The 25,478-nt window shown below is 43.9% G+C and carries 30 protein-coding genes; 12 read left to right on the top strand and 18 right to left on the bottom strand.

The annotated features are described in order from the left end of the window. Positions 1-176: 176 nt before the first annotated feature. The 5 genes from HZC34_03385 to purE form a co-directional block, all read right to left on the bottom strand. A complete protein-coding gene (locus HZC34_03385) occupies positions 177-1,409 on the bottom strand; it encodes a sigma-54-dependent Fis family transcriptional regulator (protein MBI5700875.1) in 1,233 nt (410 codons plus the stop codon). Next, positions 1,406-1,729 (bottom strand): hypothetical protein, encoded by a 324-nt coding sequence (locus HZC34_03380; GenBank protein MBI5700874.1) that lies wholly within the window; start codon positions 1,727-1,729, stop codon positions 1,406-1,408. Before HZC34_03380 ends, HZC34_03385 begins: the two co-directional genes overlap by 4 nt. Before the next feature lie 136 nt (positions 1,730-1,865). Then, the gene (locus HZC34_03375; GenBank protein MBI5700873.1) at positions 1,866-3,086 is read right to left on the bottom strand and encodes a cofactor-independent phosphoglycerate mutase; all 1,221 of its coding nucleotides are present in this window, start codon (positions 3,084-3,086) and stop codon (positions 1,866-1,868) included. Further along, entirely contained in the window at positions 3,083-3,481 is a 399-nt protein-coding gene (locus HZC34_03370; GenBank protein ID MBI5700872.1) for a hypothetical protein, read from the bottom strand. The genes HZC34_03375 and HZC34_03370 overlap by 4 nt, the downstream gene beginning before the upstream one ends. Continuing rightward, the gene (gene purE, locus HZC34_03365) at positions 3,478-3,936 is read right to left on the bottom strand and encodes a 5-(carboxyamino)imidazole ribonucleotide mutase (GenBank protein MBI5700871.1); all 459 of its coding nucleotides are present in this window, start codon (positions 3,934-3,936) and stop codon (positions 3,478-3,480) included. Before purE ends, HZC34_03370 begins: the two co-directional genes overlap by 4 nt. An 84-nt stretch (positions 3,937-4,020) precedes the next feature. Between purE and HZC34_03360 the strand changes: the two genes are divergently transcribed. The 5 genes from HZC34_03360 to HZC34_03340 all read left to right on the top strand — a co-directional run bounded on the left by HZC34_03360 (position 4,021) and on the right by HZC34_03340 (position 7,893). Then, complete coding sequence (locus HZC34_03360) at positions 4,021-4,863, top strand: shikimate dehydrogenase (GenBank protein MBI5700870.1); 843 nt, start codon at positions 4,021-4,023, stop codon at positions 4,861-4,863. A gap of 127 nt (positions 4,864-4,990) precedes the next feature. Beyond that, the gene (locus HZC34_03355) at positions 4,991-5,350 is read left to right on the top strand and encodes a hypothetical protein (GenBank protein ID MBI5700869.1); all 360 of its coding nucleotides are present in this window, start codon (positions 4,991-4,993) and stop codon (positions 5,348-5,350) included. Continuing rightward, complete coding sequence (locus HZC34_03350; protein ID MBI5700868.1) at positions 5,335-6,465, top strand: secretin and TonB N-terminal domain-containing protein; 1,131 nt, start codon at positions 5,335-5,337, stop codon at positions 6,463-6,465. The genes HZC34_03355 and HZC34_03350 overlap by 16 nt, the downstream gene beginning before the upstream one ends. A gap of 7 nt (positions 6,466-6,472) precedes the next feature. Further along, on the top strand, positions 6,473-6,688 hold the full coding sequence (locus HZC34_03345) for a hypothetical protein (protein ID MBI5700867.1): 216 nt from the start codon (positions 6,473-6,475) through the stop codon (positions 6,686-6,688). Positions 6,689-6,801: 113 nt separating this feature from the next. Further along, a complete protein-coding gene (locus HZC34_03340) occupies positions 6,802-7,893 on the top strand; it encodes a geranylgeranyl reductase family protein (protein ID MBI5700866.1) in 1,092 nt (363 codons plus the stop codon). Here the strand turns inward: HZC34_03340 and hisB are convergent. Genes hisB through HZC34_03325 form a run of 3 tightly spaced genes read right to left on the bottom strand, consistent with a single transcriptional unit; the run spans position 7,877 to position 11,644 of the window. Further along, on the bottom strand, positions 7,877-8,503 hold the full coding sequence (gene hisB / locus HZC34_03335) for an imidazoleglycerol-phosphate dehydratase HisB (protein ID MBI5700865.1): 627 nt from the start codon (positions 8,501-8,503) through the stop codon (positions 7,877-7,879). The genes HZC34_03340 and hisB overlap by 17 nt on opposite strands. A gap of 2 nt (positions 8,504-8,505) precedes the next feature. After that, positions 8,506-9,543: a Holliday junction branch migration DNA helicase RuvB gene (gene ruvB, locus HZC34_03330; GenBank protein ID MBI5700864.1), complete on the bottom strand. Its 1,038-nt coding sequence runs from the start codon at positions 9,541-9,543 to the stop codon at positions 8,506-8,508. Beyond that, positions 9,536-11,644, bottom strand: coding sequence for a transglycosylase SLT domain-containing protein (locus tag HZC34_03325; protein ID MBI5700863.1), 2,109 nt, complete (start codon positions 11,642-11,644; stop codon positions 9,536-9,538). The genes ruvB and HZC34_03325 overlap by 8 nt, the downstream gene beginning before the upstream one ends. 46 nt (positions 11,645-11,690) lie before the next feature. Here HZC34_03325 and galT point away from each other — a divergent pair, with 46 nt between their 5' ends. Genes galT through HZC34_03310 form a run of 3 tightly spaced genes read left to right on the top strand, consistent with a single transcriptional unit; the run spans position 11,691 to position 14,010 of the window. Beyond that, positions 11,691-12,704, top strand: a complete 1,014-nt coding sequence (gene galT / locus HZC34_03320) for a galactose-1-phosphate uridylyltransferase (GenBank protein ID MBI5700862.1) — start codon at positions 11,691-11,693, stop codon at positions 12,702-12,704. 14 nt (positions 12,705-12,718) lie between these two features. Then, the gene (locus HZC34_03315) at positions 12,719-13,216 is read left to right on the top strand and encodes a hypothetical protein (GenBank protein MBI5700861.1); all 498 of its coding nucleotides are present in this window, start codon (positions 12,719-12,721) and stop codon (positions 13,214-13,216) included. A 2-nt stretch (positions 13,217-13,218) separates the two neighbouring features. Next, positions 13,219-14,010: an NAD(+)/NADH kinase gene (locus HZC34_03310; GenBank protein ID MBI5700860.1), complete on the top strand. Its 792-nt coding sequence runs from the start codon at positions 13,219-13,221 to the stop codon at positions 14,008-14,010. On the opposite strand, the gene HZC34_03305 is transcribed toward HZC34_03310, so the two are convergent. The 3 genes from HZC34_03305 to HZC34_03295 all read right to left on the bottom strand — a co-directional run bounded on the left by HZC34_03305 (position 14,007) and on the right by HZC34_03295 (position 16,261). Continuing rightward, on the bottom strand, positions 14,007-14,216 hold the full coding sequence (locus HZC34_03305; GenBank protein MBI5700859.1) for a hypothetical protein: 210 nt from the start codon (positions 14,214-14,216) through the stop codon (positions 14,007-14,009). The two genes, HZC34_03310 and HZC34_03305, sit on opposite strands and share 4 nt — an antisense overlap. Before the next feature lie 11 nt (positions 14,217-14,227). Next, positions 14,228-14,413: a hypothetical protein gene (locus tag HZC34_03300; GenBank protein ID MBI5700858.1), complete on the bottom strand. Its 186-nt coding sequence runs from the start codon at positions 14,411-14,413 to the stop codon at positions 14,228-14,230. 99 nt (positions 14,414-14,512) lie between these two features. Beyond that, positions 14,513-16,261 carry an alpha/beta fold hydrolase gene (locus tag HZC34_03295; GenBank protein ID MBI5700857.1) on the bottom strand — a complete coding sequence of 583 codons (1,749 nt, stop codon included), beginning with the start codon at positions 16,259-16,261 and terminating at the stop codon, positions 14,513-14,515. An 81-nt stretch (positions 16,262-16,342) separates the two neighbouring features. Here HZC34_03295 and HZC34_03290 point away from each other — a divergent pair, with 81 nt between their 5' ends. The 4 genes from HZC34_03290 to ribD are packed head-to-tail and all read left to right on the top strand — an operon-like array spanning position 16,343 to position 19,422. Continuing rightward, a complete protein-coding gene (locus HZC34_03290; GenBank protein MBI5700856.1) occupies positions 16,343-17,299 on the top strand; it encodes a protein kinase in 957 nt (318 codons plus the stop codon). A 1-nt stretch (position 17,300) separates the two neighbouring features. Continuing rightward, entirely contained in the window at positions 17,301-17,684 is a 384-nt protein-coding gene (locus HZC34_03285; GenBank protein ID MBI5700855.1) for a PASTA domain-containing protein, read from the top strand. After that, on the top strand, positions 17,681-18,328 hold the full coding sequence (locus HZC34_03280) for a ribulose-phosphate 3-epimerase (GenBank protein ID MBI5700854.1): 648 nt from the start codon (positions 17,681-17,683) through the stop codon (positions 18,326-18,328). The genes HZC34_03285 and HZC34_03280 overlap by 4 nt, the downstream gene beginning before the upstream one ends. Continuing rightward, positions 18,307-19,422 carry a bifunctional diaminohydroxyphosphoribosylaminopyrimidine deaminase/5-amino-6-(5-phosphoribosylamino)uracil reductase RibD gene (gene ribD, locus HZC34_03275; protein ID MBI5700853.1) on the top strand — a complete coding sequence of 372 codons (1,116 nt, stop codon included), beginning with the start codon at positions 18,307-18,309 and terminating at the stop codon, positions 19,420-19,422. Before HZC34_03280 ends, ribD begins: the two co-directional genes overlap by 22 nt. On the opposite strand, the gene hydE is transcribed toward ribD, so the two are convergent. From hydE to HZC34_03240, 7 genes are all read right to left on the bottom strand, one after another. Continuing rightward, positions 19,415-20,719 carry a [FeFe] hydrogenase H-cluster radical SAM maturase HydE gene (gene hydE, locus HZC34_03270; protein ID MBI5700852.1) on the bottom strand — a complete coding sequence of 435 codons (1,305 nt, stop codon included), beginning with the start codon at positions 20,717-20,719 and terminating at the stop codon, positions 19,415-19,417. The genes ribD and hydE overlap by 8 nt on opposite strands. A 3-nt stretch (positions 20,720-20,722) precedes the next feature. Next, a complete protein-coding gene (locus tag HZC34_03265) occupies positions 20,723-20,965 on the bottom strand; it encodes a hydrogenase maturation nickel metallochaperone HypA (GenBank protein ID MBI5700851.1) in 243 nt (80 codons plus the stop codon). 95 nt (positions 20,966-21,060) lie between these two features. Next, positions 21,061-21,546: a hydrogenase maturation peptidase HycI gene (hycI, locus tag HZC34_03260; GenBank protein ID MBI5700850.1), complete on the bottom strand. Its 486-nt coding sequence runs from the start codon at positions 21,544-21,546 to the stop codon at positions 21,061-21,063. Further along, entirely contained in the window at positions 21,533-22,855 is a 1,323-nt protein-coding gene (locus HZC34_03255) for a Ni/Fe hydrogenase subunit alpha (protein MBI5700849.1), read from the bottom strand. Before HZC34_03255 ends, hycI begins: the two co-directional genes overlap by 14 nt. Beyond that, positions 22,842-23,597: a cytochrome B gene (locus tag HZC34_03250; protein ID MBI5700848.1), complete on the bottom strand. Its 756-nt coding sequence runs from the start codon at positions 23,595-23,597 to the stop codon at positions 22,842-22,844. The genes HZC34_03255 and HZC34_03250 overlap by 14 nt, the downstream gene beginning before the upstream one ends. Continuing rightward, a complete protein-coding gene (locus tag HZC34_03245) occupies positions 23,594-24,430 on the bottom strand; it encodes an FAD/NAD(P)-binding protein (protein MBI5700847.1) in 837 nt (278 codons plus the stop codon). The genes HZC34_03250 and HZC34_03245 overlap by 4 nt, the downstream gene beginning before the upstream one ends. Next, a complete protein-coding gene (locus tag HZC34_03240) occupies positions 24,427-25,464 on the bottom strand; it encodes a 4Fe-4S dicluster domain-containing protein (protein ID MBI5700846.1) in 1,038 nt (345 codons plus the stop codon). The genes HZC34_03245 and HZC34_03240 overlap by 4 nt, the downstream gene beginning before the upstream one ends. Positions 25,465-25,478: the final 14 nt, after the last annotated feature.

Below are 25,478 nucleotides of genomic sequence, written 5' to 3'. Positions count from 1 at the left end.
CGTTGGCAGGTGCTCCGCGCGTACGATTGGGTTTCAAGCCACCACGCGCTCGGCGCGTGTGCCTGTCCGCCTCTGGCGGAAAGTCAATCGCTCCGCGATTGGAAAAAGGTTCGCGCAAAGGTTAATATTTCTGCAGGCAGGTCCGGCTTGCCCGCCTTTGGCGGGCCTCGGGCATACTACAATTTTGAATCCAAAACAAGCGGTTTGATGTTGAGCGCCCTCGCGGTTTTTTCTTTGTCTTGCGAATTCATCTCAAGTATTTTACCAATGAATTTTTTTTCAAATTCAGAATAAGCGTCCTCAAGGGAAAGGGTATGGGAAACTGAATTTGAAAGAAGAATATGGATCGGCAGGTCGTTCTCCTCGATAAAAGGCTTGTTGACGGTCAATACCAGCCGCTCGATTACCGCCTGGAGCTCATCGATGTTCCCAGGCCAAGTGTAAGCAGAAAAGATATTAAGCGCGCCAGGGAAAATCTCTTTTATCTTCGAATTGTGGTTTTTTTTGGATTCGTTGAAAAAATAATCGATCACTATCGGTATGTCCGCAGCCCTTTCCCTAAGCGGCGGGATTTCAAACTGCACGGCGCTTAATTTTTGCCAAAGCTCGTTATTGAAGTTGATCTCTTTGAGGTTGACGATAGCCCCGCAAATGAGCCTTATAGGCGCTTTAAGAAGTTTTTCTTGCGTCTCCTGCGGCAAATATTCGATATTATCAATAAATAAAACCTGGGCGGAGTTTATGAGGCCGCCATCTCTTGAAAGCTCTGTGGTGCTGTTGCCCATCTTTCCAGGGAAAAGCTTTTTATTCAAATATGCGGCCGACCTTCCTTTGCAATTAATAGCGGCGAACCTTTTTGGTTCAGGCGACAAATCGTTTATGAGCCTTGCTATCCATTCTTTTTCGACGCCTGCTTCTCCAGTAATGAGCGCCCAATCGAATGAACCCGAAATCCCCTCGATCCTTTTCATGATCTGGTTTATCTTTTCCGTCCTGCCGACCAAGCTGGGAACGGAAAGCTCGCCGATCCCCCGGATGGAAGCAAGGATATTTTTTCTCCTTAATATATCCCGCGTAAGGTTTTGAATCTTTTCGACATCGAATGGCTTTACGACATAGTCGAAGGCACCTATTTTAATGGCTTCAGAAGCTTTTTGGACATCGTTTACTGCGGTGACCATGACGACTTCCGTTTGGGGGGAAATCTCTTTGAGGCGCTTGAGGGTCTCGATCCCGTCCATCCCCGGCATCCGGATGTCCAGGTAAACCAGGTCGACCACATTGTCAACGGTAAGCTTGAGAGCCCCCTCGCCCGTCGCCGCCTGAAGGACCTCGTATGCAGGCGACAGGATGAGCTTGAAGGATTCCCTTATTGAAAACTCGTCGTCAACGACAAGGACTGAATTCATTTTGCAAATTTATCTATAATAATTATAGCCTGCTTCCTCAATGTATTATCGGCCATGATGCCGCGGACGATTGTTTCGACCATTGCCTCGGCCCCCTTCGCTTTAACAAGCGATGGGCCAAACTCCGCAGCCAAGGCCATGCGGACAATCTTCCTGATCGCAACCTCTACCGAATCGGATTTATGTATCTCGTTCTGCAAGCCGGCGTTGAAAAGCTCGATCTTGCCGATGTCTTTCTTTTGGAGTTTATCTTTTCCTAAAATGAGCGGAAGAAATTCCTTCTGCGGGGAATATGAATGGGGCTGTAATCTTGTCGACATATTAATCACCTCTACTATATTAATAGCAATTTCCCTGCCTTAAGCCGGCAGGTTCACCTCGAGGAAAATATCGCAATAAGCTAATCTTAGCATATTATTATATGCGCAACAAGCAAGGCAAAGTGTGCAAATGCTTCTATCCTGATTTTTTCAAAAGTTCCTTGATAAGCTTATATCCATGGCTAATTATTATCTTAGACTTCTTGATCTCTTTCTCTGTAAATCTTTTGATCTGCATCTTGTATCCAGTATCTTGTATCTTATTCCCGTAAACGACAAATGGCACCATATCATGCGTATGGGTCATGTATTTGATAGGGGTTGGATGGTCGGGTAATACGAGGAGCTTTGTTTCTATGTCGCTATGTTCCAATGTCCAGGCCAATAAAGCACCGACGATCTTGCTGTCAAAATCTTCGATCGCTTTTATTTTACCCTTGATGTCGCCCATATGGCCGCATTCGTCAGGAGCTTCAACATGGATAAAAACAACGTCGTGTTTTTTTAGCATTCTTAATGCGGCATCCTCTTTGCCCTTATAATTTGTATCAAGAAAACCCGTGGCGCCTTTTACATCCGGGACTTCCATTCCCAATATTTTGCCCAAGCCTTTTAATAAATGGACGGCGGTGATCACTGCGGCGGTTTTTCCGAATTGTTTTTTAAAAGTCTCAAGCTTTGGCTCCTCCCCCTGCCCCCAAAGCCAGATCATGCTCGCAGGCTTTTTGCCTTCTTTGATCCTTTTCAAATTGACTGGATGTTTCAGGAGTGGAACGATCGATTCGCTCATAAGGTCCCTAATAACTTCCGATCCCTTCCCTTGAGGAAGAAAACTTTTGATCTCTTTGCCGCTAATATCATGCGGGGGAATACATTTCAAATTTGACATTTGACATTTGTCATTTGTCATTACTAAAAGATGCCTATACGACAACCCTGGATAGAATTTTATTCCGCGCCTTTCTAAACTTTTGTTCAGGGCCTTGATCAGTTCCGAAGCTTCTTTAGTCGTAATATGGTCGGCGGTAAAACTTGCCATTTTCCCGTCGGCAATAGTTACAAGATTACAGCGGAAGGCGATATCGTCGCTTTTTAATTTTACTCCAAGGGATGCGGCTTCAAGCGGTCCTCGGCCCGTATAATATTTCATCGGGTCGGATCCAAATATGGACATTGCGGCAACATCCGATCCGGGTGGCAATTTCTTGGGAGTATTTGAAACAAAACCGGCTCTGCCGTTTTGGACCAAAAAATCAAGATTAGGAGTGTTTGCCGCTTCAAGAGGCGTTTTATTCCCCAATTCTTTTAGCGGCAAGTCGGACATGCCGTCGCCGATCAAAACTATATACTTTTTCATTTAAATGTAATGCTTGGCTTTGGAAGTGAAAGCTTGGGCATCGACTCAAGGGACAATCCATCCATTTTAATTGTCGGAACCGAAACTTCGGGAGTTGGCGTCGCGATCATCTTTTCACTGATGAATTTGTCGATCTTTGGGGCGCTGTTTTTTAGCGGCGGATACACTACCCTGACCAGCAAATTTGAAACTTTGAATGAATACGAGTCGCTAATAACTTTAAGCGCCGGGAAATTGAGAGGCGAACTCAACAATAGTTGTGATAGGATCCCGAAAATAACAAGTATCAATGAAACCGCGAGAAAGTTTTTAACTAATTTAATTCCCCCGCCCGCATTCTTTAGAAGATATAGCATTAATAGGACAGCAACAACTATATCAACTATATTTATCATTTTTTACCCCCGAGCTCTTTTTTCATTTTACTTAACTTTAATTTAATTTTCGGGAATTTCAATGCCAATATTTGTGCGGCGAGTATCGCCGCATTCTTTGCGCCATCGATCGCAACTGTTGCTACTGGCACTCCCGGAGGCATTTGAACGATCGAAAAAAGTGCGTCATGCCCCTGCAATGCTTTTGATGAAACAGGAAGCCCGATCACAGGAAGATTTGTATGCGCGGCGACAACGCCCGGCAATGCGGCCGCCATTCCGGCGCCTGCGATTATCACGTCGAATTTTTTTTCGGCTGTTTTCGCGAAATTGACCGCTTTTTCAGGGTTTCTGTGGGCAGACGCGATCAAAAGTTCGTAATCGATCCCAAGATCTATGAGGATCTTTGTGGTTTTTTCAAGAAGCGGAAGGTCAGATTCCGATCCGATTATGATCCCTACTTTTGCTTTTTTCATGCAGCCTCCTCGGTTGAAAGCTTGTTCCATGCGTATTGTACTATTATTTTTGACTCAAAACAACGCCGATGCTATACTCTTCCCATGAAAACTGTAGGATTGCTGGGATTTCCCTTAGGACACACTGTTTCCCCCGCGATGCATAATGCCGCGTTCAAAAGTTTGGGCATAAATGCGCAGTATCTGCCTTTCGAAGTTTCCGAAGCCGAGCTCAAAGAAGCGGTCGAAGGCTTCAGGGCCCTTCATTTTCTCGGCTTCAACGTGACGATCCCATATAAAGAAAGAATTATGGATTACTTAGATGAAGCCACAAAGCTTCCCGAGCTTATCGGCGCAGTGAACACGGTCGTAAACAGGGACGGGACTTTGATAGGCTACAACACCGACGGGCCCGGCTTTATCGAATCGTTAAGCGAAGACGCCGGGTTTAGCCCCAAAGACAAATCGGCTGTACTGCTTGGCGCCGGCGGAGCGGGACGGTCAATAGCTGTAATGCTCGCGGAATGCGGAGCAAAAAGCATAACGATAAGCGATACGGACTATAACAAAGCAAAAGAATTGGCGGACTATGTAAGCTCCGAATTCGATTCAAAATGCATCGCGTTTCTCCCCCATGATATAGGGAAAAAACTGGACAAAGCGCAGCTCTTGGTCAATGCGACGCCGATCGGAATGCACCCGAAAGTCGACGCATGCCCTCTTCCTAAAGAAATAAAGCTCCACAAAGATCTGCTTGTTTACGATCTGGTGTACAATCCTCAAGAAACAAAATTATTAAAACTTGCCAAAGCCGCAAAAGCCAGAGGGGTTTCGGGCCTCGGAATGCTGGTCCGGCAAGGCGCTATGGCCTTCTCAATGTTTACAGACGAAGATGCCCCAATAGATATTATGTGGGACGCCGCGCACTCGCAACTGACGAAGAAATAATCAAGATCTGACGATTTCCGCATCTCGCCTTTCAACCCCCTCTCATTCTCCCCCTTGATAAGGGGGAGATGTCCCGAGCTCTGTCGAGGGACAGAGGGGGTGGCATCAAAATTGCTACAAGTATTCCATGAAACAATTGATCCTATTAATTTTGCTCGTTCCGTTGATCTCTTCTTGTTCGCCTTCGGAGCCTTTAGGAAAAGAGGGGGCGAAAATAACGATCGAAGCGACAAAAGAGGTTGAGACAAATAAAGAAATCTTTAGCTTCAATAAGAACTCCAATTCGATCAATTTATCTTTAAATTCTACCCCTGTCGCATCAAACATTGGCTACATCAGGCTGGCTGGGATATTATCTTCGGAAAAATTAGCCGCCCTGATCGAGGTCGCGGGTAAAGGGAATATTGTAAATTGCGGGGATAAACTCGCGGAATACCGCGTCAAAAAAATATCCGATAAAGGAGTGTTATTGTGTTTAGAAAAATAATTGTGTTCGTTTTGTTGACTTTTCCTATCTCGGGGTTTGCTTATGCCGATAATTTGATACCGAAGATCGATTTTGTCGACGCGTCGGTCATAGATGCCGTTCAAGCCTTGGCTTCGCAAGCAGGATTTGATCTGGTCGCCGGAGGAGATTCAACCGCACAGAAAAGAGTATCTCTTCATCTCAAAAATGTTACAGCTGAAGAAGCGATCGAATATGTCTTGAGAACTAACGGGTTAACATTCGAGAAAAAAGGAAAGACTATCCTCGTTTCAACCCTACCCCAAGACCAATCGCAAACGGGGTATAAAAAAGTCAGCAGATCGATCGAATTAAAACATCTATCCGGAGAAAAAGTTACAGCTCTTATTTCTAAAATTGCACCGGAACTTACGACTGTCGCAAGCGAAAGAGCTAACACGGTCATCATAAGGGGAAAAGATAGCGATGTCGCAGAAGCTTACGATGTTATTCAAAAAATAGATAAGCCTATCCCGCAAATATTGATCGAGGGGCAAGTTGTTGAGATATCAAAGAATGATTCCATTAGATTCGGGATCGACCACAATAGCGGCATTTTCAAATTTCTTAACGGAAAGAATGAAGACATTAAAAGCACCCTGAATTGCCTATTAGCAGATGGCAAGGCAAATGTTGTAGCATCACCAAGAATAGCTACCCTTGATAATCATGAGGCAATAATAAATATCGGCAGCCGAATTCCGTTCGCAGTCCCGGTTTCGTCATCGTCAACAACAACTCAATGGACAATAAATTATATCGATGCGGGAGTGAGGCTTAAGATCACGCCACAAATAGGAAAAGACAACCAGATCGTAGCGATACTTGAACCCGAAGTGTCGTCAATTTCGGAATGGAGGGCAACAGCCGCAGGGGAATTCCCGGTAATTTCGTCGCGAAATGCTTCAGCGACTTTAAGGGTAAAAAACGGCGAAACGATCGTTGTTGGCGGCTTGGATTCTGAAACGGAAAGAGTAAATGTTTCCAGGATCCCGATCATCGGCCAATTCCCAATATTGAATTTATTTTTTCAAAACAGGACGGTTGAGAAAACAAAAACCGAGATCGTGTTTCTTATAACGCCGCATATCATCTAGGAGGAAAATGATGATAAAAAGTGATTTTTTAAAGTTCTTGGCAAATATTTGCGTTAAAATATTCCAAATATTATTTGCCATGATTGTTATCGGTATGTTTTTCCGCAGCAAATTTGATCTCGTTCTCTTTGTTTGGGGAGTTTTTAGCTCATTCGTTATGTTGACCGGAGCTTTATTGCTATACTATAATGGATCAATCAAGGAAGTGAAAAAAAATGCCTGATTATCTTTATTATTTGCCTTTCGCGCTTGTTAGCATCTTTGGGATAAGCTTAATAATTTGGGTCCAGTTTTTTGTAAATAAAGACCAAGTAAAACATTCCCGCAAACATTAGCATGTTTGACGCAATCGTAGTTGGAGCGGGACCTGCGGGATGCACGGCCGCATATGAACTCGCAAAATCAGGCCTCAAAGTCCTTCTTCTTGAAAAAGAGAAATTACCGAGATATAAAACTTGCGGCGGCGGCATCCCAAAATCAATCCTCCCATTCCTCGATTTTGATATTTCATCTGTAATTGAAAGAGAAGTTTATAAGATCGCGTACACCTACAACTTAAAATCAAAAATGGAATCTGTTGCAAAAGAAGCGATCGTAATGATGGTCATGCGCGACAAATTTGATTATTTACTCGCGCAAAATGCGGTCAAAGCCGGCTGCGAACTCATAGATGGAACAAATATCAATAAATTGGATGTTAAGAATGGATCGGTTGTGGTTTCCGATTCGAAGCATTCATGGGAAGGAAAATATTTGATCGGCGCTGATGGCGCGTTGGGCAATATTTCGAAATTATCGGGCTTGGGCGCCAAGAAAAAAATGGGAATAGGTCTTGAGATCGAGCTTCCAGCGATCGATCCCGACCTTTATAACAGAGTCGAATTCGGCTTTGGCCTAATTAAAAGAGGCTATGCCTGGTCTTTCCCTAAAAAAGACCATTTATCTTTGGGTATAGGCACTTTTAACGTCCGGGACAAAATAATAAAAGAAAAACTTTTCAAATGGCTGGAATATTTGGGATATGAATTTTACAAAGAGCAGCTGCATGCGCATCCGCTCCCGTATTTTGAAAAAGAAAGAAAGCTCATAACTCGAAGGATCATCTTGGTCGGCGACGCGGCAAATCTTATGGATCCGCTTGCGGGTGAAGGGATAAGTTACGCGATAAAAAGCGGGAAGCTCGCTGCGGAAGCCATTAAAAAAGAGGCCACTTCGCATTACGAGAAAAGCATTAAAGAAAAAATGTATCCCGACCTCAAGATCTCATATAAGCTTGCAAAATTCTTTTATACTTTCCCGAAGTTCGCTTATGATAAAGGCGTTAAAAATCCCAATGCCACGGAGATGTTCGGAAAACTTATGTCAGGAGAAGCGACATACAAAGATATTTGGGAAAGAGCAAAAAAGAGGATCACAAAGTTCCTTTAGTCGATGAAATTCCTTTTTTCCTGGGATTTATTTCGCAAGCCCTTTGAAGTGCGACTCCAAAAGCCTTAAAGATCGCTTCTATTTTATGGTGGGTATTTTTCCCGCGTACAAGATCGATATGCAAAGATACTCCCGCTTTGTAAACGAACGACTCGAAGAATTCCCTAAGCATTTCCGAATCAAGCGCAAGTTTTACACGATCTTTCCCGATTTCGGCATATATTAATTCTTTTTCAAATTTTGCTTTGAAAGTAAAATGCGGCCTCCCTGAAATATCAACAGCCGCTTCGACCTTAGCCAATGATTCGTCCATCGGCACGGCCGCATGTCCGTATCTCTCGATCTTTTCTTTTTTACCTAAAGCTTTAGCGAATGCTTCGCCCAATGTTAGGCCTGTATCTTCGATCAAATGGTGCATATCGATTTCCAAGTCACCCTTCGCCAGAAGATCCAGGTCAATTAGCCCATGTTTAGAAAACAAAGTGAGCATATGCGATAAAAATGGGATCGGATATTTTATTTTACTTTTCCCCGTGCCATCAATATTTATTTTTATCTTTATATCGGTCTCTTTTGTCTTTCTATGAACTTCGGCTATTCTTTTTTTCATATTTATTCCTCTCTAAATAATTTTTCGGGCTCGATATTCTGTTTTTTCGGCTTGATCCCTAAATGTTCAAAAGCGGACGCCGTCGCCATCCTGCCCCTCTGCGTTCGATCGATAAAGCCTATCTGCATAAGATATGGCTCGTAAACATCTTCCAGGGTATCCGGTTCTTCGGAAATTGACGCCGCAAGCGTCTCGACGCCAACAGGCCCTCCCCCGTATTTCTCGATCAAGGCTTTCAAAAGTTTTCTATCGACGAGATCGAGCCCCAAATTATCGATACCTAAATTATCGAGCGCTTCGTGGGCAACTTTCAGGTCAATAACACCATTGGCTTTCACCTGGGCGAAATCTCTTACCCTTCGAAGTATCCTATTCGCGATTCGGGGGGTCCCGCGAGACCTCCTTGCTATCTCTTTCGCGCCTTCAGGTTTGATCTTTATATTTAAAACCGACGCGGCTCTCGTTACTATCTGCTCAAGATCGGGGGTTGTGTAGAATTCCAATCGCCCGATCATCCCAAACCTGTCGCGAAGAGGAGAAGTTAAAAGCCCGATTCTTGTTGTTGCGCCAATCAAAGTAAATTTGGGAAGATCCAATCGAATACTGCGGGCGCTAGGGCCCTTTCCTATCACGATATCGAGGCCAAAATCTTCCATCGCAGGATAGAGGACTTCTTCAACTACATGATTCAATCGATGGATCTCATCGATAAAAAGAATGTCCGATTCTTTAAGATTTGTAAGAATAGCGGCCAAGTCTCCCGGCCTTTCAATTGCCGGGCCCGAAGTAGTTTTTATTTGTGCGCCGACTTCTTCCGCGACAATATTTGCTAAAGTTGTTTTCCCAAGGCCAGGAGGCCCGTAAAACAGGATATGTTCAAGCGCTTCCCCGCGATTATGCGCCGCATGCATTGCGATCTTTAAATTCTCTTTTAGCGCTGTCTGCCCGATGAACGAATCAAGTTTCTTTGGGCGGATGGACGACAGGTCCGGGTCCGCCTCTCTTTTATCGAGTGTGACGATCTTTACTTCTTCAGTCATATATCCTCTTGTATTCATAATAGCTTCCCATTACTTTCTGCACATATTTCCTGGTTTCCGATAACGGGATGTTCTGGACAAACTCGTCAATGTCCAATTTATCATAATCCCCATTATACCAATTATTAAACCAACGTCTCACCCTATTTGGCCCGCCGTTATAGCCTGCAAGCGCCAGCGATTGGTTTCCGTTGAAGCTCCTTATCAGATCGGCAAGATATAATGTTCCCATTTCGATATTCGTTTCGGGATTGAACATTGTCGATTTTTTGAATGGTTTAATTTTAAGGCTTTTAGCCAGGCCTTTCCCTGTCCCGTACATTATTTGCATGAGCCCCCTTGCTTTGGAGCGGGATACCGCCTTGGGGTTGAACCTGCTTTCTTCCCTGATGACGGCCAATGCCAGATACGGGTCAACGCCGTGTTTTTTCGACGACTCCTGTACCTTATCCCAGAAACCCTTGGGATATGCAAGCATCCATTTTTCTTGGGGTATCTTCGATGCGGAACCGGAAAGTACGGCGCTTCGTATCCCGCCTTCGACCAAACTTATAGGCCGAGCATATTCTCCGGACCTCTGCATGACCCTGCCCAAGGTCATTTGGGCGGATTCTTTTTGCCCGTCGTCTGTTTTAGAAAGAAGCTGCCTGACTTCCTGATACGCAAAATCTTCAAGCCCCATATCGGCAAGCCGTTCATATTTATTTATCCTATTCGAAACCTCCATCGAATCAAGCATCTGCGGATTACTATCCTGCCAATCCTTCATAACTTCCTCGATATTGGCTTCATTCGATCCTTTTGCCCGCGAAACATCGTCTTGCATCCTCGGAGTCGCGTATCCGAGCTTCGTTAATTTTTCCAAAGCGCGATAGCCTTGATATGTATGGTCAAATCTTTCCGCCAAATAATAGTAGATCCCGGAAGCATTCGGGATATTTCCCAATTTCTCGGCCGTTAGCCCCCACATAAAAAGGCACTGCGGAGTTTCGGACCCGACCCTTAAACTTTTTGCAATGCCATAAATATCATGAGATGCCTTATAATCGCCTTTAACATAATACAGGCGGCCTGCTTTTAATATGGCGTCGTCTATAAAATAGCTCTTTTGGTAATTATTGATCAGGGTCATATATGCCCAAAGTGCGGAATCGCCCATATCAAGCTTTTCAAAATAAAATCCAAGATAATAAAGCGCGCTGTCGGCATATTCCGAACGAGGATATCTCGTTGCGGCTTTATACATTATATTTGCGGCTCTTTCGTATCTTCCGCGCCTCGCGTTCGCGCGGCCAAGGTAATAAAGGCTTTTGCCTTGCTGCGTCGTATCCGACATTTCATAGCTTTTCTCGATATCTTTTATAGAGGAATCATCGCTCCCTTTTTCCATTTCAGCGCGGCCAAGCATTAAAAAAGCTTTCGCGGTCAGTTTATGCTTAGGGAACTCCCGCGCCAAGCGGTTGAATATGGCGGAAGCCGTATCAAAATCGTTTCTGTTAAAAGCATCTTCACCTTTTGCAAAGAGGATCTTCGGGTTTGGATGATATTTTAATGACCTATGGACTTCAGCGATAGATTTCATGTTTATTCGCGCCAATTTCGCGTACGAGCTTAATGGATAAAAAAGGTCTACCTCGTTCCACGCACGGAAGGCATTGCGAAAATCGTCTTCGGTTTGCAGTATCTCGCCTTTTTTGAAAGCGATATATGCGGCGTATTTGCCGTCGGGGTAATTTTTCAAATACTCGTCGGCCGAGGATAAAGCTTCGTCGGTCATATTGGCATTTGAATAGCTTAAAATAAGATAATATCCCCCGTTCTCAAGCAGAATGCTGTCGTTATGGTCGTCCAAAAATCTTGAAAAATTCGAGGCGGCCGACGCGTAATTTGCCTGGAGATATTGGGATTGCGCGAGCCCGTACAAAGCATATTCCTGCAAAAGAGCTTCGGACGAGAGCGCGTTTGAAAATGAAGTTTCCGCTTTCGCGTATTGCTTGTCGTTCAGATATTGGAAACCCATCGCCAGATCAGGCTTGCTTTCTGCAAACCCTGCTTGGAAAAATATAATGATGAGGAAGAATAGAAAAACGAGCTTTTTCACTGTAAATATTCTACCACACGGCCTCAAGTTATGCTAGAATCAGGGCATGCCAGAGCTTAGGCAAAATCCCGCGACAAAAGAATGGGTCATAATCGCGACCGAGCGAGCAAAACGCCCCGAAGATTTTGCCCCGGTAGTTGCCCCCGTTGAAGTGGCAAAGCAAGTTCATGACTGCCCATTTTGCGAATGGAACGAAACCCAGACGCCGCCCGAGATCCTGTCATACAGGACGTTCGGTACGAAACCCAATTCTCCCGGATGGTGGATCAGGATCATCCCGAACAGGTATCCGGCATTGGTCCCGCAAGGGAACCTTCATAGGCAAAAACTGGACAATTATTTCCGTTTTATGAACGGCATTGGCGAGCATGAAGTCCTGATCGAAAACCCAAGACATAACGAATCTATCGCCCAGATGGACCAAAAACAAGTCGAAGAAATATTCCTCGCTTACAGGGAAAGATATATTACATTAAGCCAAGACCCCAGGTTCGAAATGGTCATGGTCTTTAAGAACCATGGCGCCGCGGCCGGGACATCGGTCAGGCATCCGCATTCGCAAATAATTGCGAGCCCTATAACTCCCCAGCATATCCGCCATAAGCTCGAGGAAGCTATGCGCTATTTCGACGATAACGGGGAATGCGTCTATTGCGTCATGATAAAAAAAGAACTCGCGATGAAAGACCGGATAGTAATGGAAACCGATAATTTTGTCGCATTCGAGCCTTACGCTTCGCGTTCGCCCTTTGAAACTTGGGTATTGCAAAAAAAACATAGCTCCTCTTTTGAGTCGATAACGCCCGAACACTCCAAAGAGCTGGCCTTCATTACAAAACAGACTTTGGGGAAAATTTATCATTCGCTAAAAAATCCCGATTACAATTATGTCATCCACTCGTCTCCCTGCCACGAAAAGGATGTGGAATTCTACCATTGGCACATCCAGATACTCCCCAGGGTCTCCGCTGTCGCAGGGTTTGAGCTTGGTTCGGGGATATACATAAATACCGTAATTCCGGAAGAAGCCGCCAAGTTCTTGAGAGATACGCCAAATTGATATACTCGATTATTTTGCTTCTCGGCATCATTTTAGGCTTATTGATATTCTTGGCCCTATATAGACTGATATTTGACAGGAACCCGAAGTTCATACCCGATTTTAACGAGTCCGATGCGGAGGGTTTTCTCCAAAAGAACGGATTTTCCATATTAAGCAGACAAAAATCCGCCCCTTTGGTTGTAATTATCGACGGGAAGACCCATCTGGGAAAAATATCCGCGGATTTTGAAGCGGAAAAGCTCAACAAAAAATATATCGTAAAGGTCGTCTCACAAGCCGACGTTGACGTAATGGACCCGATTTCCTATAGAAAATTCATAGAACTCAAAAAAGCCTATCCTTTGCACGCCCTTCTGCTTTTGGGCCTGAACCGGCGTGAACTTCATGAAATTGATTTTGAATTCCCAAAACCCGAAAAAGAAACATTCTTTACAATATTGGTCGTATTATCTATTATATTGGCTGTTGGAGCTATCATCGCATTGATGGCCCAGCTGAAGCTGTTTTAAACATGAAGAAATTAGGGATAATATATAAATTAGAGGATGACCTTATCGCGGGAACGGCCGCAAAGCTTGCAAAAGACTTTTTCCATTTATTTAAAGTTACGACCTCGCAAAATAATATGGACAAGGTTGATCTCATTTTAACCCTTGGCGGCGACGGGACGATCCTTCGCGCCGCTCGGTTTGCATGCAAAAATAATATCCCGATCTTGCCCGTCCATTTGGGCGGGCTTGGAATGCTATCCGAGATCTCTCTGGACGAAATAAGCGAAGCGCTTGCCAAGGTTAAGAATAAAAAATTTATAATAGATGAAAGGCTGATGCTCAAAGCTTCGGTTATCCGCAAAAATAAAGTCGTTAAGGAATTGTTGGCCCTAAACGATGCCGTCATCTGCAGGAAGGAAATATCCAGGACCATAAAATTACGCGCGAGCCTTGGGAATGAGCATCTTGCGGATTATATTTCAGACGGGCTTATAGCCGCAACCCCGACAGGATCAACTGCTTACAACTTTGCCGTAATGGGGCCGATACTTCCGTCTTTTGTAAAAGCTTATGTGCTGTCGCCGATCTGCCCGCACAGGGCGGCCAACAGGTCGATTATTCTTGAGAAAAAATGTACTATTGAAATATTAAAAGGCGACGAGGTTCTTTTGACGACCGACGGGCAAGAAATTTCAGTATTAAATCTTGACGACAAAGTTACAATTGAAATAGCAAATGAAAAAACAAAGTTCATCCGCTTTAAAGAATATGATCTATGGGGATTGCTTCGCAAAAAGCTCGGTTGGGGCTAATTCAGGTCTTTCTTTAGGAGTTCGGCCACTAATTCAGGGTTTAATATCTTTATATAATAATGCGGATCGGATACATTTGGCGCGCCAGTGAATGGCATTACGGAAAATAAAGTTATTTTCCCCATTTTGACATTAACAAGCTTCTGGAGATAATCAGCCATAAGATGATGATTGATATATTCAATTACTTTTTGTGTCTTATCCACAAAACTCGCCCCTATTTGTTAATGTTAACTTTTTTCTCTGGTAATTTTTCCGAAAATTTACCCGACAAGATATCCACGAAACGACCGGGATTGCTTTCCTGGATCCTTCCCCATGCTTTTGGCCCAAGGTCGACAGGCTTCGTGTAGGTTTTGTTGCCTATGCTGTATTTATCAAAATGTTTATCTGTTGTGTCCATTTTAATTTCCCCAGATATCCCGATTCCCTGATAACCTGATACTCTGTCCTGTATATTTATCGTCTAATTAACTCACGAATTTCACTTTTCAACTCACGATTATATGGTCGCCACAAGCCTCATGAGTAGCGGCTTGATCAGTTCTTCATATCTTTTTCCAAAAAGCAGGTCGATATGCCCTACGCCATCCACCACAAAACCCATCGCTCTATTTGGGTTTGGCCCAATTGCTGGGATATCGCCTCGTTTCGAGATCCGATAAACTCGTTTTTCAGCATGGGAATATTGGGGATAGGCTGATAAATTCAGGTTTTTATTATCATTCATTTGAGGATCAATGAACGACAGCGCAAAGGGCGGGCATAAGACATCATCTGCCCCAACGATTTGATAGATCGGGATGTCAACCGGGAGCAAATCGATATTCATGGCATAGTCATATTTGCTTTTTCCCATTCCTCTGACGCTTTTCCCAGAATAGATCGCTTTCAAGAATTGCAGACCAACGCCAAGGGGAAAGCTGTCGCACCCGTCTTTTATAAATTTAGCAAGGAACCCGTTTGGATCATCAAAATTTTCAGCATTGATAAGCAGACGCGCCCCAAGCGAAATCTGCGGAAAGACCCTTACTAATTGCTTTACAATGTCGACAGGGACTTCTTCCTGGCCAAGAAGCGGCATAATAATATTCAGCATTAGAAGAAGGGGATAAAGAGGATGGGAATTCTTGTCGAATATTTTTGGCGATCCAAGAGTAATAAGTCCCTTGACCGATCTTAATACAGAAAGATGCTCCCTCGCTTCCGCGATCAAAGCCGGCAGATCGTGGTCAAGCCCATCTCTTTCACAGATCGATTCGACATTATCGAGATATCTTTCAATTTCAGGCCTGGCCTTTCCTCTGATGTTAAAAGAGTTTTCTCCTGGAAGAACGATCTTTGAAAGAACTTCCTGCAATTTGTACGCGCGCCTTACAAGCATAAATTCGGCAATGAGCCCGCCCATGCTGTGGCCGATAAGGATCACAGGTTTTTGGGGATTCGGCCTTTTAGAAATGAATTCGCAAACTGCCGGCAAATCATTTCGCGCAATGGTATCAATAAAACAGTGCGGATCGAAGGCTCCCTTGTTTTCACCAAGCCCGCGCGGATCAAAAAGGTAGACCCAATTTTTCAGGTCCGCCAGGTCCATTGCAAGGGAATCCGAATCGCTTAAGTTGAAAATCCTGTGATTGCAGGCGATTCCCGGCAGCAAAAGTATGGATGGACTGCCATCGTTTGTTTTTACCCTGTCCTGGTTTATCACTCTTTGAAACTTTAGGGTTTTTCCGTCGCGGGTTGGGACGGCATAACTCCTGTCGCTGTAATATCCACGGGGAAGCTCCCTTAAATTGCTTGCAAAATAACCGCCCGCTTGTTCGCCCAAAAAATAATCCCTTAATAGATAATGTTTTCTTGCTAGATCTTTGAACTCCGCTTCGCGGCCGACATCAACTTTAAGCGCGGCAAGAAGATCCCCTGCCCTGTGTTCATTAATAAAAACTCTTTCACCAAAATTATGCAAGAGGCCTTTTTTTGCGCCTTCAATAAGCACTCGCCTGATTTCAGCGATCTGGATTTCCGCGCCTGTCATTTCTTTTATGACATGCTGGAGCATTGGACCGATGCGGTGCAGGGATTGCGCCTCAACGCTATCCGGCGAAGGAACAAACGAATTTGGGTGGAGATTTACAGCTTTTCTTATCTGAAGTCCCCAAACCAAACTTGCCGCCCTATATGCGGCATTGCCCGCCAATGCAGTCCCCCTCAATAGGAATCGTCTGGCGCTTGGGATTCTCGATATGTCCATTTTTCCCCTTTCTTTCTTACAATAGTCTTTCGTGCGCTTTATAAAATAATTTCACTTTATTATTATGATATAATTTGGGCAATGGACAAGTTCCTCAAAAGCAGGTTCAAAACTGGCAAGAAATTAAGCGAAAACCCGTACTCTCTTACATATAATGGAACAACGCTTTCGGGAGAACAGCCGGTGATCATAAAGATCTACAAGCGCGGGACGCTTAATTCATCGCTTATTAAAACTATGAAGCAGAAAGTTAAATTGCTCCAGGAGTTTTCAGGCGCCCGGATCGTGCCGCTCCTTGACGGGGATTACGGATGGCAGGGATTTTATTTCGTGAGGCCGTACATTAAAGCTCAAAACCTTGAGGAATATTCGAAAACTAACCGCCTCGAAATTTCAGATATTGAGAAAATCCTGCTTGAAATTTGTGAAGGCCTTTTTGCTTCGCACAGCAAAGGCATTGTACATGGAGCGCTAAAAGCGACGAATATATTCATAAATAAGGACGGCGTTAAGCTTGCCGATTTTGTTATCGAAGGGGAGGTCAAAGAAGCGATCCCTCAAAAAGCCGCGGCCATCCTGCTCAATGACGACAACCTGTCCCCCGAAGAATTGGCGGGAGGCCGGGCAACAACATTATCCGATATATTCTCGCTCGGTGTAATACTCTACAAGCTCCTCGGGGGAAAAAGCCCTTACGCAAATCCTGTCGACAGGTTCTATTCCAGATATAAGCGGATTGACAGCGCGCCAAGGCACCTCCAAGAGATCATGGCAAAATGCCTTCAAGTCGACCCCTTATTGAGATTCAAAAATATCAATGAACTTGGAGAGAGCATCAAGCATAAATCAATAATCGAAGATCATGGCGCTTTTGATTTCCCGCTAATCGAGCTTGAAAACACTCCCCATCCCAAAGAAAAAGAGGTGCAAATCATCAAAGAAGAGCGGAAGAGGAGCTTCTTCCTCTTGATTGTGATCATTCTTTCCGCGGCCGCAGGGATCATTTACGGCATAATCAATTCTATATTGATGAGATAAAATGAAAACAACTATTTTGATAATTATTTTGGCAGGGGCGCTATTATCGGCGCTAATCTTTTTTGGATATTTTGCGCCGCTTCCGGAAACTACGATCCCGGATGTCGTTGGATTAAGCGAGAATGAAGCGGTATTAAGGCTCGAGAGGATGGGCCTTAAAGCTAATATAGATTCGCGCAACTCGCAATCGAATATCGTGACAGGACAACGGCCGGAACCCGGGAAAACAGTAAAAATCGGGAGATTTGTGAGCATTGATATCGGGAAAAGCGGAGTTGAGAACCCGATCCCGCCTACAGTTGTAATAAGCCCCAACTTAACAATGGAATCACAAAATTCAAGCGGCCTAAAAATAGAAGTAATCAATGGAGGAGAGACAAAATGATAAAAGTTGCGCCATCAATATTGTCTGCGGATTTTGGCTTCCTGAAAGAGGAGGTCGCAAAAGTTGAGTCTGCAGGCGCCGACCTGATACACATAGACGTAATGGACGGGCATTTTGTCCCGAATATTACGATCGGCCCGCTTGTCGTTAAAGCGTGCAAAAAGATCACAAAACTTCCTTTGGACGTTCATCTAATGATCGAAAATCCCGACAGGTTCATTCCGGTATTCGCAAAAGCTGGCGCGGATATTATCACGATCCATGCGGAAACATCAAAGGACCTGGACAAAGACATAGAATTGATCAGGCAAAATAATGTTCTGCCGGGCGTTGTTGTTAACCCAAAAACACCGATCGAATCCATATTCCATGTATTGGACAAGGTCGCAATGGTCCTTATAATGTCTGTCAACCCAGGCTTCGAGGGCCAGAAGTTCATACCGGAAGCCTTGGACAAGGTTAAACGCCTAAAATCGGAGATCGTTAGGCGTAAGTTGAAAGTCGATATTGAAATAGACGGCGGGGTCAATTTGGACAATTCAAAAAATGCCATAAACGCCGGAGTCGATATATTGGTCGCTGGTTCCGCGGTTTTTTATTCGAATGATTATAAGAAGGCCATATGTGGACTGAAGACGATATAAAATTCATGAGCGAGGCGATAAGCCTTGCCAAATCGATGGAGGGGAGGACATCGCCCGATCCGATGGTCGGCTCGGTCATTGTAAAAGACGGCAAGATCATTTCAAGCGGCTACCATGCGGAAGTTACAACGCCGCACGCCGAAGCCTGGGCCATAAAAAAGGCGCAGGAAAAGAATGAGGCGCAGGGTGCAACACTTTATGTTAATCTTGAACCATGCTGCTTCTTTGAGGAGAAAAATAATCCCCCGTGCACCCAAAGCATAATCAAATCCGGGATAAAAACAGTAATTGCCGCCATGCAAGACCCTAACCCGTCGGTTGCCGGGCGAGGATTCGCCGATCTGCGGGAAGCTGGCGTCGAAGTTAAAGTCGGCTTGCTCGAAGACGAAGCAAAAAAAATAAACGAAGTTTTTATAAAGCATATAACGACCGGCCGGCCATATGTCATATTAAAAGCCGCGATGAGCATGGATGGGAAGATCGCCACAAGGACAGGAGATAGTTTTTGGATAACGGGCATCGAGTCCCGCATTCGCGGGCATCATCTAAGAAATATTGTCGACGCGATTTTGGTCGGGATAAATACGGTAATAAAAGATGATCCCGAACTCACTGTTCGAGAAATTGCGGGCAAGATCAAGAATCCGATCAAGATAATTTTGGACCCCAGGGCTCGGATCCCTCTAAATTCAAAAGTATTAAAGATCGAGCCGGAAAACACCATATTGGTCGTTTCGGACAATGCGCCAAAAGCAAAGTTACAAAAAATACTCAAGACAAAAGCGGAAGTCCTCAAGATCAAAACAAAAAAGGGCTTGCTTGACCTTGATCATTTGACGAAAGAGCTTGGAAAAAGAAAAATAGCGAGCATATTGATCGAGGGCGGCGGCCTCACGAATGCTCACGCATTATCATCCGGCATTGTTGATAAAGTAAACTTTTTTGTTTCGCCAAAGATTATTGGCGGGGAAAAAGCAAAAACACCGATAGAAGGTCTCGGCATCGATAAGTTATCCAGAGCCATAAAATTAAAAGATCTGACTTGCGAGAGAGTCGGAGAAGATTTAATGCTCGAAGGCTACATTATCAGATAGAAACGCCCAGATCAGTGGGAGCTCGCCCCAACCTCTTCAAAAGCGAAAGCGTTGTCCCAATTTGTTCCTGAAGTTCTTCATTTTCATGCGCGCGATTAGGATAGATACTATAAAGTTTTTTATATTTCTTTGGAGTAACATTTAGCATGACCGAATTTGCTCCCGCCATGAGCCCGATCTCGCGAGCTTTTTTGTCAACTGTTTCAAATCCCGTCGTAACCAATATCTTTGCATTCTTAGGATCGATAATTCTGCTGACAGCCAAAACTTTCAAAATATCGTTTGGTTTTGGAGAATGCCTATCCCTTAAAAACGAATCGGGGTGCGGAATAAAAGGCCCAAATGAATACATCTCGGCGTTTAATTCTTTAGTTAATAGGATATCGTTAAGCTGATCTTCAATTGTTTGGCCAGGTAAGCCTATCAATCCGCCAGTTAGTATCAAATATCCCATCTTGTAAGCTTCTCTGATATGCCCAAGCCTTGTTTTAAGCTCGCATCCCGGATGTATTCTAGTGTACAATTCTGAATTGCTAGTTTCAAAACGCATAAGAAGGCCGCGAGCTCCGGCATCATATATTTTTTTCAATCCATCGATCCCGACTTCGCCAAAACTAACGAAAATTAGCGCTGCGGAACGGGATTTTATATCTCTTACAATCTCGCAAAGGTCATCAACCGAATATCCAGGATCCTCGCCGCTTTGGAGAACTAGCGCTTTAAAACCCATTTTATTGATCGCATCAAATGCCGTATCTGAAATTTCAGCTTTTCTCATCCTATAGCGTGCAATATTTTTGTTTTCTATAGAAATCCCGCAATATTTACAGGTTTGAGAACAATGGTTCGAGAATTCAATTATCCCGTGCACACAGCAAGAATTGCTTAAATGTTTTGCTCTTAGGAAATTTGACGCTTTAAATAATAGATTAAGTTCGTTTTCTTTTTCAAGCTTTAGAAGATACAACAGATCGGAATTTTTTAATGCGAGCCCTTCCGCGGCATTATCCAGAATTTGACCGAGTTTCCTGTCGATCCCATTTTTCTCGAGTTCTAGGCGCGAAAGCCTAAGGTCAAGATCGTGGAGGTCGAAAAATGTTTCGCGCCAAACGGATAATATCTCGAGAGCTTTGCTTTCCGGTATTTTTTCTATAACATAGCCGCCCTGTGCGTAGATATAATCGCCGATTTTAAGATCCTCGATCTCGTTTATCGCAGTTTTCTGTTCACCGAAGTAATCAACTGTCGCTTTTTTGTTGCCTATTTGAGAAACTTTCCCCGGTATCGCGTAACACATATATTATTCGCAGTCGAAAGACAAAAGCCTTATCTCTCTCTTATCGCTTTGCTTTATATCAATAACTGCGTCTTCAATTGCCGTCCCTTTAGCTAACTCGTTAAAATGGAATTTTAAGATGTCGGGATTTATTTCCGTAAAATCTCCCATTTGTAGATATAATTTTGTAACTTTTTTTGCTTTGTTTTCATTGGCATGTTTTAACACATCGGCAAATAGGTCATTTATCAAATGCATTTCATGCATAATTCAGCCTCCTCATATTTGTCGGAAACCTGCGAATAAACTTCGCGGTTTCCTCAGATTTTTGTTAGCCGCGACGTTTAGTCGCAGGATAACAACTATTTATTAATGCAGGCAATTATTTCCTCTGCAGTTTTTTTAACATCAACTGACAATCCTTCGCCAAACTCGATCTTCTTAGGTTGAATGCCTAAAAATACAACTTTTGAGCCGGTATCTTTTTCCAACATCTTGGCAATTATAGGAATTGGGAAAGTGTGTGTACTTAAAGTTGTGTTTGGTATATTTTCCTGGTCTATTATCCTCGCCTCCCCGGGTTTTCCGCCGAAATCTGCCGCATCTATTATAATAGTTCTCGCGGGCTTATACGCTATCGCTTCATCTATAATATTTTCAGGCTTATCTTCTGCGTTTATTATTGTATATTTAGAACTTGTTTCGGATTTAGGAATTCGAATTTCGCATCTTGAAAATATATAAGGCCCAGTTCCATCATCCGACCGAAAACTATTCCCTATAGTTATTATTAAAGTGATCCCGCGATCATCGGAAGTAAATAATTTTTTTACATCAGCGGTTAACAAACTTAACATCCAGGAAATGCGCGGAACAAGAGATGCATGGGTCATAAGCGCGGACAAGCATTTCAAGCGCCAATGTTATTTCTTCGTCGGTCCTATCCAATATTTCAGGAACAAGCTTTTTCATGTCCTGCTCGATATTGTTCAGATTTTGGCCAGTCGGTATTATGCAGTTCGCATTAACAATTATCCCCTTATCATCGACTTCATAGTTGTGGTATAAGATCCCGCGCGGGACTTCAACTGCCCCGACGCCATTACCGGCCTTAACAGGGATCGTCCCTTTTTCATTTAGCCCGACAATGATCTCTTCGTGGTAATTAACGCCTGTTCTCTTTAGATCCTCAAGAATACTTATCGAATCTTCAAGGGAATGGACGCTCTCGACTAGTTGTGCGGCGGTATTCAAATATGGATTTGTGCATTTCGGTTTTAGGCCGATCGCGGCTGCAATTTCTTTGGCTTTTGGATGTAATTTTGCAGAATTAAGGTTAAATCGTGCCAACGCTCCAACCATGAACGATCCTCTGCCTAATTTTGAATGTTTCGCGCTTGAATGGGGAACAATAAACTCATTTGTCGCTTTTTTATAATCGACTTTTTTCAGTCTGACGCCATCTGTTGATCCGATATCGCCCGAAAGCATCGGATATTCCGCATCATCGCTTACAAGCCCGACATATTCCGTGTCCCTTTCGAACTGCGGAAATTTTAGTGTTGCGGCGAGCGCGACCGTCTCATTCATATCAGCGCGCATTTTGTATAAATGATCGAGCATCGCATCAATATCTTTCTCTTTTGGAAGCTTTGTAAATCCGCCGACTATCGATGATATTGGATGGACATGGCGTCCAACTAAAATATCGCAGATATCATTGCATGTCTTTTTCATGCGCAGGGCCCTTCTTACAACTTGCTCATGAGATCCTATCAATGGAACAAAGCTCTTAACACCGAGCAGGTCCGGTGCAACCAACAGATAAATATGAAGGACATGGCTATCGAGATTTTCCATGTGAAGTAGGAATTTTCTAAGTTTTATCGTTTGAAGAGATGGCGTAAACCCGATCGCATCTTCAGCGGCTTGAATTGAAGCGAGCGAATGCCCGCAAGCGCATATCCCGCAAATTCGAGATGTAATATGCTGGGCCTCAAATATTGATCGCCCTCGGAGCATACCTTCAAAGAAACGAGGTGACTCGACTATCCGAAGTTCGCATGTTTCAAGCTTCCCGTCTTTTACATTTACGACAATATTCCCGTGGCCCTCGACTCGAGTTAAATATTCGACATTTACTTTAACGTTTCGCATTTTGATCGATCTCCCTGCATTTGTTATACATATTCATCTTATTTACGATCATATCCATCGGGATATTATATTTGGTAAGAACATCACGAGCCCCGTTGACTGCCGGGTTTGTTACCATTCCCCTACAGCCATAACATATATTACCGTTATTGATGCACCAAGAATTGCATCCGGCTTTTGTAACAGGGCCCAAGCATCCAATTCCCTTATCATACATGCAGACGTTTTCATTTAGTTTGCATTCCAGACACGCTGCATGATCGGGAACTGCGTATGGAAGCCCGGCTAGAACTGCTTTGAGAACGGTCACAAATTCAGGGATATAAACAGGACACCCGTTTACGAAATAATCGACTTTGATAACTTGGTGGACCGCTCTGGTCTCTTGCGTATCGAATTTCTCATAATCTTTGCCATAGACATATTTTCGAATATCATTAAGATCGAAAGCGTTTTTCATCCCGTTGACCCCGCCGATCGTTGCGCATGAGCCATACGCCAATACAGCTTTAGATCTGGCTCTTATTTTTTTTATTCTTTCTACATCATGCGGAGTTGTTATGCTTCCTTCGATGATCGCAAGATCGAGCTCTCCATCGTACTTCTCGGACATCGCTTCACGAAATTCGACGACCTCAATTAAATTGAGGACATCAACAAGCGCTTCCCCCATATTGGCAACTTGGAGCTGGCAGCCCTCGCAACAAGTAAAATCGAAAAATGCGACTTTTGGTCTTGTCATATAGCCTCTTTTATATTTTTTATCTTATCGTACGAAAAAACCGGCCCATCCTGGCAGCAATAGTAATTTTGGATCTGGCAATGGCCGCATTTCCCAAGGCCGCATTTCATATGCCGCTCAAGAGAAACCAGTATCTGCCGCGATGGAATCTTTTTTGTCAAAAGCTCGCCTATAACGAACTTATACATTATAGGCGGGCCGACAACAACAGCAAAAGTCCTGTTTGGCGCCAATGTAACTCCGGGAATAAGCGATGTTATCAAACCAACATTGCCTTTCCAATCGGGATCGCTCCTGTCAACGGTGCAGTTGAAGCTGACATCTATGCGCTTTTGCCAGTTTTCCACTTCATCGCCAAAAAGCATGTCGTCGGGAGTTTTACAGCCAAGAAGAATGTTCACTTTTCCAAAATCTCTTCTATTATCGATGACGAAATTTATCAAGGACCGAAGCGGGACGATCCCAAGCCCGCCCGCGACGAATAAAAGATCGTTTCCTTCCAATAGTTTTACCGGAAAACCTTTTCCAAATGGGCCCCGGACCCCTATTTCATCGCCTGCTTTAAGATTGTGGAGGGCATTCGTAAATTTCCCGACTTTTCTTACGCACATTTCGAATGATCCACGCTTTGTGGGAGATGAGGAAACAGAGATAGGCGCTTCACCCACGCCAAAAAGCGACATTTCAACAAATTGCCCGGGCTCATGGTCCAAACTCCGGTTCCCGGGAAGAGCGATCTCGAAAAGCTTTTCCATGTCGGTCATCTGCCTAACGCTTACGACCCTGCCCTTTTTAATTTCGTATTTGGAATCTTTTAAAATTACTTTTTTCACGCGTGCTCCGCGATCAATGCATTAAGGGTTTCTTTTAAATTGATCTTTGCCATACAAGCTCTTGTGCATCTGCCGCATCCTGTGCAATGCGGCCTGGAATACTTGTCAAATTGGTATTTGAATTTACGAAAATACCTGTGCCTCTGCCTTGCGCCCTGCATTTTCCTAAAACTTTCGCCGCCGGAAACTTTTGCGAATGGCTCGCTCTGGCACGAATCCCATATCCTATATCGTTTGCCTTGGACAAGCGAAAGATCGGGCTCTTCTTTGACATCAAAACAATAGCAGGTTGGGCATACTGCGGTACAATTTCCGCAAGCGATGCAACGGCTATCCAAATTATCCCAGACTTTTGAATCAAAGCTTTTTTGGAAAAGTTCGGGAAGCTCATGATATTCGATCGGGACTTCGTCGTGGAATATTTTTTTCTTTCTTTCGCGGACTTGCTCGAGCAGCCTCATATGGGGGGCGTCGGCATCGTAAAACACCTTTGTCTTCTCGATTATCTCTTCGCCTGCTTGGGTCGCTACATGCACAAAGAAAGAATCGCCGATATCCGTAAAAAACATATCGTACCCGCCATTCGGCAGATGGTTATGGACCAGCGTGCAGCTCGCATTTTGGTCGCAATATTCGATGCATTCGAGCCCGATGATCGTTATCTTGTTCTTTCTGATCAAATAATTTATGTCCGCTGGTTTTTCGGAAAACACCATATTCATCGCTTGGATACCGGCCAAGTCGCAAGTATGCACGCCGAAAATAGCCATTTTTTCGTATTCAACTACCGCATTCATATTTTGGCCTTCGGTTAGGTTATATTCCAAAAGAGTTTCGCGCTGGGGCATGAAGTATTTTTTTGGTGGGAGGATCGTTGGGATATATCGGCCGGAAACTACATTTTTCCCTGATGTCACTTCTTCGAACGAATAATTATCATATCCGCGGGCTACTGGAGCATAAACTTTTTCCTGGACTGCGAGGCGGGTAATAAAATCATCAACTTTATCTTTATTGATTATCGCATACTGCATAATCCCGCCTTTCT

Source organism: Candidatus Saganbacteria bacterium (assembly GCA_016223245.1).
Classification (GTDB): domain Bacteria; phylum Margulisbacteria; class WOR-1; order XYC2-FULL-46-14; family XYC2-FULL-37-10; genus JACRPL01.
The sequence above is the reverse complement of the archived record's forward strand: the minus strand, read 5'-3'. Positions and strand labels throughout refer to the sequence as shown.

Coding starts and splice junctions, on each gene's coding strand:
- HZC34_03385 (MBI5700875.1), bottom strand. CDS start 1,409: ATGAATTCAGTCCTTGTCGTTGACGACGAGTTTTCAATAAGGGAATCC.
- HZC34_03380 (MBI5700874.1), bottom strand. CDS start 1,729: ATGTCGACAAGATTACAGCCCCATTCATATTCCCCGCAGAAGGAATTT.
- HZC34_03375 (MBI5700873.1), bottom strand. CDS start 3,086: ATGAAAAAGTATATAGTTTTGATCGGCGACGGCATGTCCGACTTGCCG.
- HZC34_03370 (MBI5700872.1), bottom strand. CDS start 3,481: ATGATAAATATAGTTGATATAGTTGTTGCTGTCCTATTAATGCTATAT.
- purE (MBI5700871.1), bottom strand. CDS start 3,936: ATGAAAAAAGCAAAAGTAGGGATCATAATCGGATCGGAATCTGACCTT.
- HZC34_03360 (MBI5700870.1), top strand. CDS start 4,021: ATGAAAACTGTAGGATTGCTGGGATTTCCCTTAGGACACACTGTTTCC.
- HZC34_03355 (MBI5700869.1), top strand. CDS start 4,991: ATGAAACAATTGATCCTATTAATTTTGCTCGTTCCGTTGATCTCTTCT.
- HZC34_03345 (MBI5700867.1), top strand. CDS start 6,473: ATGATGATAAAAAGTGATTTTTTAAAGTTCTTGGCAAATATTTGCGTT.
- HZC34_03340 (MBI5700866.1), top strand. CDS start 6,802: ATGTTTGACGCAATCGTAGTTGGAGCGGGACCTGCGGGATGCACGGCC.
- hisB (MBI5700865.1), bottom strand. CDS start 8,503: ATGAAAAAAAGAATAGCCGAAGTTCATAGAAAGACAAAAGAGACCGAT.
- ruvB (MBI5700864.1), bottom strand. CDS start 9,543: ATGACTGAAGAAGTAAAGATCGTCACACTCGATAAAAGAGAGGCGGAC.
- galT (MBI5700862.1), top strand. CDS start 11,691: ATGCCAGAGCTTAGGCAAAATCCCGCGACAAAAGAATGGGTCATAATC.
- HZC34_03310 (MBI5700860.1), top strand. CDS start 13,219: ATGAAGAAATTAGGGATAATATATAAATTAGAGGATGACCTTATCGCG.
- HZC34_03300 (MBI5700858.1), bottom strand. CDS start 14,413: ATGGACACAACAGATAAACATTTTGATAAATACAGCATAGGCAACAAA.
- HZC34_03295 (MBI5700857.1), bottom strand. CDS start 16,261: ATGGACATATCGAGAATCCCAAGCGCCAGACGATTCCTATTGAGGGGG.
- HZC34_03290 (MBI5700856.1), top strand. CDS start 16,343: ATGGACAAGTTCCTCAAAAGCAGGTTCAAAACTGGCAAGAAATTAAGC.
- HZC34_03285 (MBI5700855.1), top strand. CDS start 17,301: ATGAAAACAACTATTTTGATAATTATTTTGGCAGGGGCGCTATTATCG.
- HZC34_03280 (MBI5700854.1), top strand. CDS start 17,681: ATGATAAAAGTTGCGCCATCAATATTGTCTGCGGATTTTGGCTTCCTG.
- ribD (MBI5700853.1), top strand. CDS start 18,307: ATGTGGACTGAAGACGATATAAAATTCATGAGCGAGGCGATAAGCCTT.
- hydE (MBI5700852.1), bottom strand. CDS start 20,719: ATGTGTTACGCGATACCGGGGAAAGTTTCTCAAATAGGCAACAAAAAA.
- HZC34_03265 (MBI5700851.1), bottom strand. CDS start 20,965: ATGCATGAAATGCATTTGATAAATGACCTATTTGCCGATGTGTTAAAA.
- HZC34_03255 (MBI5700849.1), bottom strand. CDS start 22,855: ATGCGAAACGTTAAAGTAAATGTCGAATATTTAACTCGAGTCGAGGGC.
- HZC34_03250 (MBI5700848.1), bottom strand. CDS start 23,597: ATGACAAGACCAAAAGTCGCATTTTTCGATTTTACTTGTTGCGAGGGC.
- HZC34_03240 (MBI5700846.1), bottom strand. CDS start 25,464: ATGCAGTATGCGATAATCAATAAAGATAAAGTTGATGATTTTATTACC.